Below are 14,752 nucleotides of genomic sequence, written 5' to 3' on the forward strand. Positions count from 1 at the left end.
CAGATAAAGCCTAATGTAGAACTTTAATCTGCGAATTGAAGATCAATACTTAAATTACTTGGCTGCAACCTTCCAAACTACACCGCTCACATCATCAGCAACTAAAATTGCACCATCTGGTGTTTGGGTCACGCCAACTGGTCTGCCATAAACTTCTGCTTTTTCTACATCAGCGATAAAACCTGTTAAAAAATCTTCTGGTTTCCCTGTAGGTTTACCATCCTTAAACGGAACAAAAATTACCTTGTAGCCTGCTAAAGCCGAACGGTTCCACGAACCATGCTGACCAACAAATGCACCTCCCTGGTATTTCGAAGGGAATTTATCGCCCTTATAAAATGCCAAGCCAAGTGAAGCCGTATGTGAACCGACTGCCACATCTGGCACATTTGTTTTCTTTACCAATTCTGGCTTTTGCCCTTTCAACCGTGGGTCTTCATTTTGACCGAAGTAGGCATAAGGCCATCCATAAAAACCACCTGGTTTTACGCTGGTAATATAATCAGGAACCAAATCGTCGCCCAAACCATCACGCTCGTTAACCGCAGTCCATAACATGTTGGTGCCAGGCGCCCAATCTACGCCAACAGGGTTGCGCAACCCGCTTGCGTAAATTTTTTCCCCTGTCCCATCAGGATTTATTTCTAAAATATTTGCTCTTTTTACCTCATTTTCCATGCCGTTTTCGCCGACGTTACTACCAGAACCTACAGTAATATAGATTTTGCTTTTGTCCGCATTGGTAATTAAATTTCTGGTCCAATGGTTATTATATCCGCCAGCAGGAAGACTCAAAATTTTCTTGCCGGTGCCCGTAATTTTGGTGTCACCAGTTTTATATGGATATTGCAAAAGACCATCAGTATTCGCGACATAGAACGAATTTCCAATGATGGTTACGCCGTAAGGTTGATTGAGACCTGTTAAGAAAGTGGTTTTCAACTCTGCAACACCATCTTTATCCGCATCGCGATACAATAGAATGGTATTGGCACTTTCGCCAGCAACTTCAGATTTTGCTTTGCCAGTAACCGCATTTGCCACTTTTTCTTTTGTGCTGCGTTCGGAGTTGCTCAAAACAATTAATACATCTCCATTAGGAGCAATATAAGTGTTCCGCGGACTTTTAATATTTGATGCGAATTTGCTTACCACAAATCCTTCGGGTGCTGTTGGCATTTTATTCTCTGGCCAACCTATCACTTTGCTAAATTTATTTTTAGCCGCTGTTGTATCTGGAGCTGGTAAATTTACCTGTTGATTTTCTGTGCTTACCGTAGTGGAGTCGCCCTGCTTTTCTGATGTTTTGTTAGATTGGCAGCCGAATAATATTGTGGCTGAAAATAAAGTAGTGTAGAGAATCTGTTTTTTCATAATCTGTATTTTTGAGAAAGGGATGTGTTTCACGCAAAATATAACAGAAAATTAAAGCAGATGTTTTGCGGTGCTGGTTTAGCGTATTGCCTCGATAAGCTATTTACTTATCAAGGCAACTGTACTGCATGTTTTATTGAAGATTTTAACTATTGCAAACTCTTATAGCAAATATCACTATCCCTTTAAAATCTTTAATTTTTCACCATCAAATTCTTCTTGCGATAAAATTCCAGCATCCAACAATTCTTTCAAATCAAGCAAGGCTTGCTTTTTACTTGCCATATCATTTTTGGCCGGTTCAGCCGTTTCTTGTAAAGGTGTTTTAGTGGCTTGCGGAGAAATGTTTGATGGTCCAAATTTCAATAATAACTCAGTAATCTCATTAAAGCCTTTAATGTTTGAATAATCGATCGCTTTTTGCTCCTTAACATTTACAATGGTAGGATCGGCAGCTTTTTCCAGAAGAAATTTTACCACATCTTTCTTGCCATTTGCAGACGCATAGTGCAAAGCTGTGTTGCCGCTTTCATCTTGAATATTTACATCGGCACCCTTCTCTAAAAGTAATTTCAACATATTTAAATGGCCACTCTTAGCGGCAACATGTAGCATACTTTCGCCACCATATTCATAAGAACCATTCAAAGAAAAACTCGCCGAGATTGAAATATTGTTGGCGGTTTCCACCCAGTCGAGGTAAGAATACATCGAATCATCATTGTGGGTTAATGGCTTTGCATAATTTACATTTACACCATTGTTTAAAAAGAGCTCAACAATTTCCTTTTGATTATTGGCACAGGCATACCAGATAGGAGAGAGGCCGTTTTTTGAGGAGACAAAAATATCAGCACCTTTATCGACCAAAATTTTAGTTAGCATTCTGTTCGAACCGTAACAGGCAATTAATAAAGCAGATTCGCCCTGGTGATTTACGTGGTTAATGTTGCCGCCATTCTCCAAAATCAATTCTACCATTGGCGTGTTTTTGGATTTTACTGCAAAAAGTAAAGGTGAGTTTCCTTCTTTATCGGTGGTGTTGATATTTGCGCCATGGTTTAAAAGCATTTGTACCACGTCTTTATTTCGCCAACTGGCAGCAATAAGTAAGGCAGTTTGCGCTTCGTTGTTTTCTTTATCAACCTCCAAACCTTTTTCTAATAATTTTTCCAAAACCTCTATTTGTCCGTTTTGAGCGGTAATGTGTAGCAGACTGTTTCCTTTATAATCGTTAATGTCGATTTTTGCGCCTTGATCTAAAAGATACAGCGCCGTTTGTTTCTGCTTTTGTAAGCAAGCGAAGTAAAATGGTGTTTCACCTGCGTGATCGGCATAATCCAAATCAGTTCCCTCATTTATCAAGATCTGCACTAAATCCAAATAGCCGCGGTGGGCTGCATAGTGCAGCGCAGTTCTGCCCTTTTCATCGGTATAACCAACTTCAACTTCTTTGTTTGCCAATAAAAGCTCGGCAATTTTTCGCTTACCGCTTTCGCAGGCAATTATAAATGACATCGACATAATTTTTTTCTATTAAGCTTGTTTCATTAAAAGTTCTACTGTTTTTATTTTGTAATTATCATTCGATGCAAGCATCATTGGCGTTTGGTCTTGATCATTACTGATACTTGCATCGGCACCATTTTCGAGCAAAAGTTTGACCTTTCGGTAGGTTTCTTTCGCTTTTTCATGATCGTCATTTACATCATAAGCGCAAACCTTATGCAATAAAGTATTGCCTTTTTCATCTTGAGCATTGATATCAACAATGCCTGCGTCTAAAATCGCATGAATAATTTCGACAGATTTTCCTGCAGCCATATCTAAAGCTGTTTTTTGCTCTCCATAACGGTTACATGCTTTTTGTAAATCTGCACCATCATTTATCAACTGCTTAATGATAGCCTGGTTGGTTTCCAAACTATCAAAATTAATTTCTGTGATATAATTGAACAACGCTGTTTGGCCGACACCGTTTATCTCATTTAAATTTGGCGATGCATATTCGCTAAGTTTTAAGTAAGCATTAAGGTCGTGATTCCAGATGATGGCGTAGTAAAATGCGTTGTTTCCCTCATTGTCAACATGGTTTGGGTCAGCGCCATTGGCTAAAAGTACGTCGATAAAAAATGGCTTTCGAAACCTTAGCGCAGAAATTAAGGCAGTTTCATTTTTGATGTTTGGCGCATCTACATTTAATCCCATTTGAGCCAATGGACTGATATAATGATGCATGCGTTGAATATATTCATCGCCACCCAGCCCATGTGGTGCATTCGCTTTCACCAATTGATGAATGATGTTTTCATCCTCATGATTCATGAAATTAATGTCGCAACCATAATTAACTAAGCTTTGGATACAGCTTAAAGTAGCACCACGAAGAAATGCGAAGCTGAGTAAAGTTTCACCTTTTATCTCATCGTTTATATTCGTAAAATCACTGATAAACGTGTCAAAAAACGCATTTATTTCATCATCAATTTTCCTGTAATTGAACAAAACATCGAAGAAGCTATATTGGAAACTGTCGTATTCATAAATATCAGTTTCGATTATTTTATTTTTTACAAAAAGATGTAGAATGTCGAATTGCTTTTGTTCAATTAAAATCTCCATCAGCATAGCTTTCACCTGAATATTTAGATCAGCTGGCAATTTTTCACCGTTCGCAAGTGCTGCAATTGTGCTGGCAAAATCTCTGTTTCGTATCGATTCTTCTAACATTATTGAGCGTTTTTCATTAACAATTCTACTGTTTTTATTTTTAAATTATCATCAGAAGCCAACATTAAAGCGGTTTTATCCTCGTCATTTGTAGCCTTGATGTCAGCACCATTTTCAATTAATAGCTTTACTTTTCGATAAATTTCTTTTGCTTTTTCAGGTTCATAATTGACGTTTTGCGCACAAACTTTATGCAGTAAACTGTTCCCTTTATTATCATTTCTATTCATATCCACTTTACCAGTTTCTAAAACGGCTTCTAAAATTGCCGCAGGTTTTTCAGCAATTAAATCCAGTGGTGTGGTTTCGGTACCGTAATAAACGGAAGGCTGGTAAAGATCTGCCCCATCTTCCAACAATTTAATCAGGAATGTACATTCAGTATCCGAATTGTACATCATTCTTACATACTCAAATAATAAAGTGACTTGATTTTTATTTATCATCTCGAAATTCGGTAGTGTAAATTCTCGCATGATATCGTACATCTTCATGCTTTGCACATGTGCTACCGCATAAAAGAAAGCCGAATTTCCTGTTTTATCTAAAAGGTTTGGATTGGCTCCATTTTCTAGTAGAAATGAGAGAAATTGTATTTTGTTAGATTCAACTGCATTTATCAATGGCGTTTTTTCCACGATGTTTTGTGCATCGACTTCTAAGCCTTCATTTATTAATAAATTGAGATAACTTATTTGGAGTTCATGTAATTGCTCCTCATTTAAATCAAATCTTTTTTGGTTGTTTTTTACCACCTGGTGGATGTAGCTTTCTTCTGCATTGGTTTTGAAATTCACGTCGCAACCAGCATCAATTAAAATTTGGATCAGCTCAAGAGGCACTAGCTTTTCAAAAAAATAGCCCATTAAGGTTTGTGCTGAAACTTCATCATTAAGGTTGTCGAATTTTGAGATAAAACCCTTGAAAAACTCCCGACCTTTTTCGTCTGCTTTTAAATACCTGATTACCGTTTGAAAAATGCTTCCATCAAAATTTTCGAACTCATAAACATCTGTTTCGATGGTTTTATCCTTAATCAAATGAAAAATAATTTCGTATTGCTCACCACGGAAAAGATTATCTAATATTTGGGATTTCTGATGGGGTTGCAATGTTTTTGAAAGTTTTTCGCCAGCTAAAAGTTTAGCATAGGCGTCTGTGAAATTTGCTGAATTAAAAAGTTGTTCTAAAGTCTGCTCACTCATATTAGTTGTAGTAGTCAAGTTTTTGTATACATGTTTTCTAAATAATAAACGTAAATGAGTCGGAGATTGTTCATTACTCAACCAACGAATATTCATTTATCGCCAATTATTTAGGGTAAAATAATAAAAATATTTAGGGCTGATTTTTTGGAGGGAAGTACTGAAGTAAGTGTAGAAATTTTATTTTGACTCGTCAATTCTGATGTTCTCTGGTTGAAATAGAAATTGTTTGTCTCCTTTTTTAATGTATTTTTCAAAAGGTAAACCATTGGTTTTTTCAGGTACCTCTACTACAACATATTTACCAGTATCTTTGTATTTAGAATAAACAATATCGAAGGATAGTATGATTTTGTTTGCTAAAGGAATATGCTTTCCATCATTAGCGATAGAGAACGATTTTTTTTAATCATAATCTTCATAGTGCAGATTATTTTTCTTTTCTGAATCACCTGTTTTGCCAAGGTTGATTGAATTTTTCTTGTCATTTTTTAATTTGATGAAAAGAAGGTGCTCGCCCTTTTCATCAACCAGTTCACCGTAAATTTCGTCGCCTCTTTGTCTCCAGTTTTGAATACTTAGAAATCCTTCGATGGCTATCCTTTGTCCATCATGGTTGTTGTTGGCATACAGTGTTTCGTAAACACTTTTAGCATCTTTGTTAGGAAGCAATTTTCCTTTGCCCAGTTCTGCTTTGCATGAAATTAACAGGAATAGAAGATAAAATAAGGAAGTTGTAAATCTCGTTTTCATCAATTTTAAATTAAGTTCATGGAGGTTTAACTTTTGTAATTACGCAACATTTTGCAGTAGACAAATTGAAAGTTAAAAACTAAAATCATTAACTAGATCATTTTAGAAAAAATAGTTGCCACAATCTTATCGATGCTATAAATAACATTACAATGTTCCTTAATTCATTCGATTATTTTATCTTTAGGCGATTTAAAAAAACTCGGTTTGCAATCTTAATCGAGGTAATATTTAACTTATTAAAGCAAAATCAATTTAAACATGTCAAATACATCAAAAATTATCTACACCAAAACCGACGAGGCGCCAATGTTGGCTACTTATTCACTTTTACCTATTGTACAAGCTTTTACCGCATCAGCAGGTATTGATGTAGAAACCAGAGATATTTCTTTAGCAGGAAGAATTTTGGCAAACTTTCCTGAGTATTTAAACGACGATCAAAAAATTGGAGATGCATTAGCTGAACTTGGTGGATTGGCAACAACCCCGGAGGCGAACATCATCAAATTACCTAATATATCTGCATCTATCCCGCAATTGGTAGATGCCATTACTGAATTGCAATCGCAAGGTTATGCATTACCGAACTATCCTGACAACGCACAAACTGAAGAAGAAAAAGCCATCAAAGCGAAATATTCAAAGGTTTTAGGTTCAGCAGTTAATCCCGTTTTACGTGAAGGAAATTCTGATCGGAGGGCACCAAAGGCAGTTAAGAATTATGCAAAACAAAATCCTCATTCAATGGGTAAGTGGTCTGCAGATTCGAAAACTAAAGTAGTAAGTATGACTGAAGGCGATTTTTACGGATCGGAAAAATCGACCACAGTTGCAGAAGCTGCTCAGTTTAAAATTGAATTCGTGGCCGAAGATGGTGCTGTAGCTGAATTAAAAGGTTTATCTCCATTAAAAGCAGGGGAGGTGATCGACTCATCAGCTTTGAGTTTATCAGCCCTTAAAGCTTTTGTTGCCAAAGAAATTAAAGAGGCAAAAGCTGCGGGTGTATTATTATCTGCACATTTAAAAGCTACAATGATGAAGGTTTCTGATCCAATTATTTTCGGTGCCATTGTTGAAGTTTATTTTGCTGATGTATTCACTAAGTATGCTGATCTTTTTAAAGCATTGAATGTTGATACCCGCAATGGTTTGGGCGATGTTTATGCAAAAATTGCAGGCAATCCGCAACAAGCAGAAGTTGAAGCTGCATTAGCCGCGGCAATTGAAAATGGTCCGGCTTTGGCCATGGTAAATTCTGATAAAGGAATTACAAATTTACATGTGCCAAGTGATGTGATTGTTGATGCTTCGATGCCGGCAATGATTCGTACTTCGGGACAAATGTGGAATAAAGAAGGTAAACCTGAAGATACGATTGCGCTAATTCCAGATCGCTCGTACGCTGGTGTTTATACTGCTACAATTGATGATTGTAAAGCAAACGGCGCTTTCGATGTAACCACAATGGGTTCGGTGCCAAATGTTGGTTTAATGGCTCAAAAGGCAGAGGAATATGGATCGCACGATAAAACGTTCCAGGCTGCCGCTAATGGAATAATTCGCGTTACTGATGCTGATGGAAAAGTTTTCTTTGATCAAAAAGTTTCAACCGGAGATATTTTCCGGATGTGCCAAACCAAAGATGCGCCCATTCAGGATTGGGTTAAATTAGCGGTTAACAGAGCTCGTTTATCTGAAACACCTGCTGTTTTCTGGTTAGATGAAAACAGGGCGCATGATAGAGAAATCATCGCTAAAGTGAATAAATATTTAAAAGATCACGATACCGAAGGTTTGGATATTCGCATTCTTGCGCCAATTGAGGCTACCAAGTTTACTTTAGAGCGTATTCGTAAAGGCGAAGATACTATCTCAGTTACTGGTAATGTTTTAAGGGATTATTTAACAGATCTATTCCCGATTTTGGAATTAGGAACTTCTGCTAAAATGTTATCTATCGTTCCTTTAATGAATGGTGGTGGTTTGTTTGAAACGGGTGCGGGTGGTTCTGCTCCGAAACATATCGAGCAGTTTATTCACGAAGGTTACCTGCGTTGGGATTCTTTAGGTGAGTTTTTGGCTTTACAAGCTTCATTAGAGCATTTATCGCAAACACAAAATAATAGCAAAGCACAGGTTTTAGCTGATGCTCTAGATGAAGCAAATGCGAAATTCTTAGCTACAGATAAATCGCCAGGTAGAAAATTGGGAACAATTGATAACCGTGGTTCTCACTTTTATTTGGCCTTGTATTGGGCAGAGGCATTAGCCTCACAAACGAAGGATGCCGAGTTGCAGGCAAGATTTGCGCCTTTGGCAAAAGCATTAACTGAGAACGAAGCGAAGATTACAGAAGAGTTAATCAGCTCTCAAGGTAAAGCGCAGGAAATTGGTGGCTATTACCATCCAAATGATGATTTGACTAGTAAAGCAATGCGTCCAAGTCCTACATTAAATACTGCATTAGCATCGTTATAAAATAAGCTTTTAAACATTAAATCCCCAGCTGCACCTTTTTCAGCTGGGGATTTTTTTATCATTTTTTGCTGTGAAATTTATCGATCTCCCATTTAGTTACATTGTTTAAAATGTAATTAGAAATGTTTTCGAAAGCCCGGTTATCGCGGATTATATTGTCGTAAAAGCGGGTTTGCCATCCAAATTCAATGCCCAGTCTGTTGCAATGTTTGGTAATAGCAGATTTATAGCCCCCGACGAGAGAAGATATGGAGTTTTTGCCCTGGTTTTGAAAGCGTGATTGTCCGGGAGATTTTGGGATATCAACGGTGGGATGGGGGTTGTATTGTGGCGCTAGAGACAAGGCATGCCTTGTCTGTACCTCGGAGCCGGGATGAGACGCATTATTCCCATCCAAAATCAAAATCCCATAAATATGATTAGACATTACGATAAATTCTCCCAGTTCGATATTGATGTTATATTTCATGCCACAAAATATCGGCAATTACGCCCGCATTTGTTAGTATCATTTTCCCACTCTTCACCTGGCCAAAGAAATGACGAAGGTCCATTGTACAAATGGTTATAAAATATGCGCCATCATTGGCATAATTCCAAGTTTGCAATCTTGCAGAAGGACTTCTGTATTTGTTCAGGTACTTTTCGTTCATCGGAGCGTTAAATCATCCTATGAATATAAATAAAATCAGGAGCTAATTTGAAATGTAAAAGGATTTAAATAACAAAAAAGGGCAACCATAATGATTGCCCTGTTAGAAATAATTTAGTTTCGCTAGTAAGCACCCAGATAAAAGCTGCCCGATTGATTCTTTAATTTGGCACCCTTAGTAACTGTTTTGGTTTTGTAATTGATTACATATAAATTTCCATCAACACCGTTTGGCGTCATTGGAACATAGACATTATCGCCTGCAAGGCCGATATTTTGAAACTGACCGAAGGTACCAGTTAATGCTGTTCCGCCATTTTGAGCAGCAGTTAAACCTGAGTAACCCCCATCAGTTTGTTTTTCTGTAGTTAACCGGGTTGCAGTTTTAGCATTTAAATCGATCAATGCCAAGTATCCGCCCTGAACGCCAGTTTCAGTGAATAATACGATGCCAACACCATCTTTAATATATCTCCATGCACTGATAGCAACATTATTGCCTGTACCTAAAGCAGTCTTTAAATTGAAATTATAAGTATTATCATATTCGTTAGTAGAAGCATTGATCCGCAAAATCTGAGAACCAGAAGTTGCTGTAGCCTGATAAACGTTTCCATCGGTACCCACATATTGCGTCATGGTGCGATAAGAGTGGTTGTTTACTTTACTGATATTAGGGTCTACAAAGATCAATTTAGGGTTGGTTAACGATGGGTAATCAACAACCAAGGTTGCTGTACCCAATTCTCTTACGCCTGTTGACCAGGTTTGCGCAGTACCAGCAGTATTTACACCAGATTTCTTAGTTACATCTGTTCTCGACACATTACAACCAATAAAAATTTTAGTTTTCGCAGCATTTAAAACCGGCACATCGATTCGGCCAATTTGATAACCTGCTTTGGTTTGCTCAGCAGTAAAAGGTATAGTAAACTCTGTTTGACGGGTAATTTGCGGATCATTTAAGTTAAGCACTGCAAGTTTAGCAGTACTTTTTACATCAACAAATTCAGCTCCTGCGCCGGTAGCCGGAGCGCCAGTAATCACAGATGATGCAAATACACCTATGCCAATGCCGTCGCCAGCCACTACCCAACGAGGAGACGATCCAAGAATTGGCTCAGTATTTACCTCTTCACGAGTGTCTACAAAGTTTTTATCGCCTTCTACTTTATATTTATTGAAGATACCACCATCTGTACCTGTATACTGAATGTTATATAAAAAGTTTCCGTTTGGAGAACTTTGTACCCGGGCAGTACGTTGAGACCTTAAACCGTATCCATTCGCAAATACATTTACTTCGAAGTTAGGGTCAATAGCTTGTGCAAGCGTAATAGCAAAAGCTCTTGTACCACCATTTCCAGCGGTACCTTCAGCATCTGGAAAAGCAGCAGTCAATGTTATAAATTTTCTATCCCAGATATCTGGTCCCGAAACACCAGTTTCTGGTGAATCTCCACCATCTTTTTTACAACCTGCTAAGGCACTGATGGCCAATACTGATCCGAATAAGGCGGTTTTTAGTAAATTAGTTTTCATGTTATACTTATTTAAAGTTATTTATAGTGTAATTCAATTTGAAATAAAATGCCCTTCCTGGTCGCTGCACGCCAAAATTGTCGTATACTTCAGCATTTAGCAGGTTTTTACAATCTAAGCTCGCAACCAGTTTCCCCGTAGGGAAACGATAACTTGCTCCTAAATCATGAGTAAATTGATTCGGGGTAGTAAACCATTCTGATTCAATCCAAATGGTACTAAAAGCGGCTACATATCCGGCATTGTAGTAAACGTTCATTACAGATTTCTTTTGAAACAGGTTATCGAAGCGATACTGAATATTCCCGTTCACTGTAAAGAAAGGTTCATTCGGAACCTGTTTGTTGTATAAGCTGTTTGGATTTCCGCGTTCATCAAGCTCGACTTTGTATAGTGAATTGAATTTTGAGAAATTTACCATAACATTTAATTTGTTGTCATAGATGTAATTAAACTCGGCCTCAAATCCAATAGATTGTGTTTTTGATAAGTTAACAAACTGAGTGACCTGGATGTCTTCTACCTGATTTTCACGTCCTTCAATTACAGGATCTACACGGGTTTGTTGAATAATTTTATCATAACCATTTCTCCAGAAAGCATTTCCATACAAGGAGAATTTATGCTGGTTTGAGGTGTTGAAGTTGTATCGTCCACCCAAATTGGAGTTAATGGCCAGTTCTGGCAAAATATTTGGGTTAGCTAGCAAGTTGTTTTCTGGTTCACCATATATATGTCTATCAGTAGGCATGATAAATGATTTCTCTGCGGATAGAATCAAGAATCCGTTGCGAATTGCTTCATAAGAAACCGTACCGCCGAAGCCTTTATTATCTCTGGTAGTGCTGCTGTTTTGATAATTTAGTACACCATTTAATTCGCTTATTGGTCTTTGCTGGTCAGTTTTGTAGATGGCATACTTTCCAAAAATGTTGGTTTTCAATTTCCCACGAAGAAGTTCGGCCTCATAATTCATGGCGAAAATATTCGTAGTTAATCCGTTAAGTGTAATCCACTTACTGCGTTCCGGAATCAGCAGATCCTGGTCGTTCCGGTCAGATTGCTCGAATTTATGATTTAATGAGACACGGTGGCCAGACACGATGGTGTAAGCTAAATTCGAGCGTATGTTGGAAATTTTACGTTCGATATTACTCATTACCGCCACACCTTGCTGCCCCATGCCTGGGCTATATCCATAGGTTTCTGGCGGACCTTCGGAATTCTTAACCAGCAGCGTTCCATCCCAGTTATATTTTAAACTTACCGTATCTTCCAGATAAGTGCTTCTTCTGCTGTGAACTGCATTAACAGTAAGTGCTAAACCATCCAACAAAAAGTTATTCTTATTATAATTCAAGCTTAAAACATGCGCTTGATACTCGTTAAATCTGCCGAAGTAGGGCTTAGTCATCGTTATCCCATGTGGAATTTGTTTATATGAATCTGAAATGTTGTAGCCGATAAAAAATTGATCTGCCCATTTTACATTGGTGAAACCCGCTTCAAATCGGCCACCAATGGTTTCAAATTCATCATTAGGACGTTTGGTGCGATAGTTTCTAACAATTCTTCCGCCAGGCAAAGTATATTTTGAAAACTTTCCCCACATTTCATAATTATTGTCCGAATGACTATAAAATCCTGATGCTCTTGCTGTAAAGCCATTTTTCTGATTGCGGTATAATGCACTTACATCTGCTCTGTAGGTATTAAATGATCCATAAGAAACTGCCGCAGTTATGTTATTTGCTGAGGCATCTTTTTTCATGATCACGTTGATGGCGCCGCCGATGTAATTTCCACTTAAATGCGATGGAAGTACGCCTTTGTAAACCTCAATGCGTTCAATCATCGATGGAGGAATGTTATTCAGATTAAAGGAAGAGCCGTAGGTTGATATCTCAATTCCATCTAAGAACAAACCAATGGTACTGCCCGACATACCATTCAAATTATATTCAATCGGCGATCCTTCGCCACCATTCTGACGAACTCTGACACCAACTGCCCGGTCTAGAAGTTCATTTGTGGTGAGGTTTCTTAATGAAGCTTCTTTGGTTTCGATAATCGACATTGCAAAACCGCTGGTTTCCATTTTGCGTTTTTCGGTTTTGCCAGCTATACTTACCTCCTGCAAATCGCGATTAACATTTTCCTTCACTTTGGTATTGAATAAAATGCTTGGTGAATCGATGTTTATATTTTGCGTTTTCTTTTCAGATACTATTGAACTGATTAACAGCGTGTAACTACCATATTTAACGTCTTTAAATTCATACCTTCCTTTGTCATCAGTCATTGTGCTTCTATTAAGCTCTTTGATAATAACTGTTGCACCATCCATCGGCTGTCCGCTATTATTAGTGATTTTCCCGGAAAGAGTGGCTGTTTGAGCGATAGCAACTATAGAAAAGCAAAGAAAGAATAGGGATAGCAGCGATATTTTCATCAATCATGTAACTTTTTTAAATTCTTCTTTAGAATAGGTCTTAATAAGAATAACTTTGCGCAAAGATAAAATCTGAATATGACGCAATCAGAAGAAATTGTAACGCAAAAAGGAGAATCTCGACAAGCGGTGGAGAACGTATTCTTGTACAATCAAAATATGGAAGTGAATTACAGCACTTCAATTAATGATAGGAATAAAATAGAAATCAGGTTGAACCATCCAGATGAGTTGGAAAAGGAAACCTATCAAATGATATTTGTGCTGAAGGGAAATATAAAGGTTACTAAATCTGGGTCTAACCATGAGTTTGTCGAAATAGAAAGTCAACAACATAATCTCTGTCGATTGCCTTTTAAATCTACGAGAATACTGGTTGATACTTCCGATGATGTGTTGTTCATCAACCTAAGTAAGTCTTTTTTAAAACGATTTCTACCTCATGACCACCCAGCCTTTAAGCTGCTGTTGAATGAAGATTTGGATAGTCAAATGGTATTATCAACCATTAATATGCCTATTACGCCAGAAATCAGTGCGATTTTGCAGAAGTTAGGCAATTCAGATCAATCCACATTTTCAGATCAGTTACTGCTTGAATCCAAAGCGATCGAGCTTTTTGCTCTACAAATCTCACAGTTTGAACAGCTACAGAATAGCGCCGCGCCGACAAAGCTTAAAAAGACAGAGGTGGAGAGGATGCACGAAGTGCGAAAAATTTTAATTCAACAATCTGGAGATCAGCTTTCGCTAAGAGCGCTTGCGCACTTAGTGGGCACAAATGAATTTAATTTAAAAAGAGATTTTAAAGCCTTGTTTGGAAAAACTGTCTTCGCCTATCTTAATCAGCATAAAATGGAAAAGGCCAAAAATATGTTGATTGAAGAAGATACTACAGTTTCAGAAATCTCTAAAAGAATGGGTTACAGACATGCCACTCATTTTACAAGTGCGTTTAAGAAATATTTTGGCTACTTACCGAATAAGATTAAAACCGGTAAATTATCACTATTAATTTTCTTTGAAGATTTTATTGCACTATTGGAAAACCTAAGTCTTTTAACGATTTAGATTTCAAATTATAAAACCCTGTTTTGCAAACCATCTCTTTGCATCTTTGTTGTATATTTATAAAACAATAGGAGACAACAACCATGGAAAATAACGAAAATAAAGGCTCACAAGATAAGATACATAGCACAACGGAAAACCCTGAAATCAACAAAGAGAATTTAGCCTACGATGAGGTTAAAGGCAGCTACGAACTAGATGTTAATGGAACCGACAAAGATTATGATCACCCGATGGGCTATGAAACTGTGGCAGCAGGAGCGAAGGATGACGATTCTACCTATGACGAGGCGAACCCTTATATTGGTGATGAATATGCTAGTAATGAGGGTATTGCAGAAGACAATTTAGAAGAGCTCGGCATGCATGTGGATAATGGAGAAAGCGTAAGACTGAATGCAGAGGATGAAATTTTAGCCCGTACACCAGAAGATAGCCGTGATGATTTGGACGAAGAAGGTTATCCCATCAACGATACGCCGCTAAAATAGC

General features: G+C 37.7%; 12 protein-coding genes. 3 read left to right on the forward strand and 9 right to left on the reverse strand.

The annotated features are described in order from the left end of the window. Positions 1 to 54: 54 nt before the first annotated feature. The 5 genes from AC3ITD_RS01590 to AC3ITD_RS01610 all read right to left on the reverse strand — a co-directional run bounded on the left by AC3ITD_RS01590 (position 55) and on the right by AC3ITD_RS01610 (position 6,062). The gene (locus AC3ITD_RS01590) at positions 55 to 1,374 is read right to left on the reverse strand and encodes a PQQ-dependent sugar dehydrogenase (RefSeq protein WP_489363431.1); all 1,320 of its coding nucleotides are present in this window, start codon (positions 1,372 to 1,374) and stop codon (positions 55 to 57) included. Between the two features lie 177 nt (positions 1,375 to 1,551). Next, positions 1,552 to 2,892 carry an ankyrin repeat domain-containing protein gene (locus AC3ITD_RS01595; protein WP_489363433.1) on the reverse strand — a complete coding sequence of 447 codons (1,341 nt, stop codon included), beginning with the start codon at positions 2,890 to 2,892 and terminating at the stop codon, positions 1,552 to 1,554. Between the two features lie 18 nt (positions 2,893 to 2,910). Continuing rightward, positions 2,911 to 4,104, reverse strand: coding sequence for an ankyrin repeat domain-containing protein (locus AC3ITD_RS01600; protein ID WP_265798273.1), 1,194 nt, complete (start codon positions 4,102 to 4,104; stop codon positions 2,911 to 2,913). Beyond that, positions 4,104 to 5,327: an ankyrin repeat domain-containing protein gene (locus tag AC3ITD_RS01605; RefSeq protein ID WP_489363436.1), complete on the reverse strand. Its 1,224-nt coding sequence runs from the start codon at positions 5,325 to 5,327 to the stop codon at positions 4,104 to 4,106. Before AC3ITD_RS01605 ends, AC3ITD_RS01600 begins: the two co-directional genes overlap by 1 nt. Positions 5,328 to 5,714: 387 nt before the next feature. Beyond that, positions 5,715 to 6,062: a hypothetical protein gene (locus tag AC3ITD_RS01610; protein WP_489363438.1), complete on the reverse strand. Its 348-nt coding sequence runs from the start codon at positions 6,060 to 6,062 to the stop codon at positions 5,715 to 5,717. A 261-nt stretch (positions 6,063 to 6,323) separates the two neighbouring features. On the opposite strand from AC3ITD_RS01610, the gene AC3ITD_RS01615 reads away from it, so the two are divergent. Next, positions 6,324 to 8,543 carry an NADP-dependent isocitrate dehydrogenase gene (locus AC3ITD_RS01615; RefSeq protein WP_489363440.1) on the forward strand — a complete coding sequence of 740 codons (2,220 nt, stop codon included), beginning with the start codon at positions 6,324 to 6,326 and terminating at the stop codon, positions 8,541 to 8,543. 58 nt (positions 8,544 to 8,601) lie between these two features. Here the strand turns inward: AC3ITD_RS01615 and AC3ITD_RS01620 are convergent, their stop codons facing one another. The 4 genes from AC3ITD_RS01620 to AC3ITD_RS01635 form a co-directional block, all read right to left on the reverse strand. After that, complete coding sequence (locus tag AC3ITD_RS01620; protein WP_489363442.1) at positions 8,602 to 9,012, reverse strand: transposase; 411 nt, start codon at positions 9,010 to 9,012, stop codon at positions 8,602 to 8,604. Beyond that, the gene (locus AC3ITD_RS01625; protein ID WP_489363443.1) at positions 9,002 to 9,196 is read right to left on the reverse strand and encodes a hypothetical protein; all 195 of its coding nucleotides are present in this window, start codon (positions 9,194 to 9,196) and stop codon (positions 9,002 to 9,004) included. Before AC3ITD_RS01625 ends, AC3ITD_RS01620 begins: the two co-directional genes overlap by 11 nt. A gap of 122 nt (positions 9,197 to 9,318) precedes the next feature. Next, positions 9,319 to 10,737: a DUF4374 domain-containing protein gene (locus AC3ITD_RS01630; protein WP_489363445.1), complete on the reverse strand. Its 1,419-nt coding sequence runs from the start codon at positions 10,735 to 10,737 to the stop codon at positions 9,319 to 9,321. Between the two features lie 7 nt (positions 10,738 to 10,744). Further along, positions 10,745 to 13,189 (reverse strand): TonB-dependent receptor, encoded by a 2,445-nt coding sequence (locus tag AC3ITD_RS01635; RefSeq protein WP_489363447.1) that lies wholly within the window; start codon positions 13,187 to 13,189, stop codon positions 10,745 to 10,747. A gap of 78 nt (positions 13,190 to 13,267) precedes the next feature. On the opposite strand from AC3ITD_RS01635, the gene AC3ITD_RS01640 reads away from it, so the two are divergent. Both AC3ITD_RS01640 and AC3ITD_RS01645 read left to right on the forward strand, forming a co-directional pair. Then, positions 13,268 to 14,260 carry a helix-turn-helix transcriptional regulator gene (locus tag AC3ITD_RS01640; RefSeq protein ID WP_489363449.1) on the forward strand — a complete coding sequence of 331 codons (993 nt, stop codon included), beginning with the start codon at positions 13,268 to 13,270 and terminating at the stop codon, positions 14,258 to 14,260. 83 nt (positions 14,261 to 14,343) lie between these two features. Further along, on the forward strand, positions 14,344 to 14,751 hold the full coding sequence (locus AC3ITD_RS01645; protein WP_489363451.1) for a hypothetical protein: 408 nt from the start codon (positions 14,344 to 14,346) through the stop codon (positions 14,749 to 14,751). Position 14,752 lies beyond the last annotated feature (1 nt).

It is taken from the genome of Pedobacter sp. KH_004, from assembly GCF_057840755.1.

Excerpts from the sequence above, each read along its gene's own strand:
- AC3ITD_RS01590 (WP_489363431.1), bottom strand. The coding sequence starts at position 1,374 with ATGAAAAAACAGATTCTCTACACTACTTTATTTTCAGCCACAATATTA.
- AC3ITD_RS01595 (WP_489363433.1), bottom strand. The coding sequence starts at position 2,892 with ATGTCATTTATAATTGCCTGCGAAAGCGGTAAGCGAAAAATTGCCGAG.
- AC3ITD_RS01600 (WP_265798273.1), bottom strand. The coding sequence starts at position 4,104 with ATGTTAGAAGAATCGATACGAAACAGAGATTTTGCCAGCACAATTGCA.
- AC3ITD_RS01610 (WP_489363438.1), bottom strand. The coding sequence starts at position 6,062 with ATGAAAACGAGATTTACAACTTCCTTATTTTATCTTCTATTCCTGTTA.
- AC3ITD_RS01615 (WP_489363440.1), top strand. The coding sequence starts at position 6,324 with ATGTCAAATACATCAAAAATTATCTACACCAAAACCGACGAGGCGCCA.
- AC3ITD_RS01620 (WP_489363442.1), bottom strand. The coding sequence starts at position 9,012 with ATGAAATATAACATCAATATCGAACTGGGAGAATTTATCGTAATGTCT.
- AC3ITD_RS01625 (WP_489363443.1), bottom strand. The coding sequence starts at position 9,196 with ATGAACGAAAAGTACCTGAACAAATACAGAAGTCCTTCTGCAAGATTG.
- AC3ITD_RS01630 (WP_489363445.1), bottom strand. The coding sequence starts at position 10,737 with ATGAAAACTAATTTACTAAAAACCGCCTTATTCGGATCAGTATTGGCC.
- AC3ITD_RS01635 (WP_489363447.1), bottom strand. The coding sequence starts at position 13,189 with ATGAAAATATCGCTGCTATCCCTATTCTTTCTTTGCTTTTCTATAGTT.
- AC3ITD_RS01640 (WP_489363449.1), top strand. The coding sequence starts at position 13,268 with ATGACGCAATCAGAAGAAATTGTAACGCAAAAAGGAGAATCTCGACAA.
- AC3ITD_RS01645 (WP_489363451.1), top strand. The coding sequence starts at position 14,344 with ATGGAAAATAACGAAAATAAAGGCTCACAAGATAAGATACATAGCACA.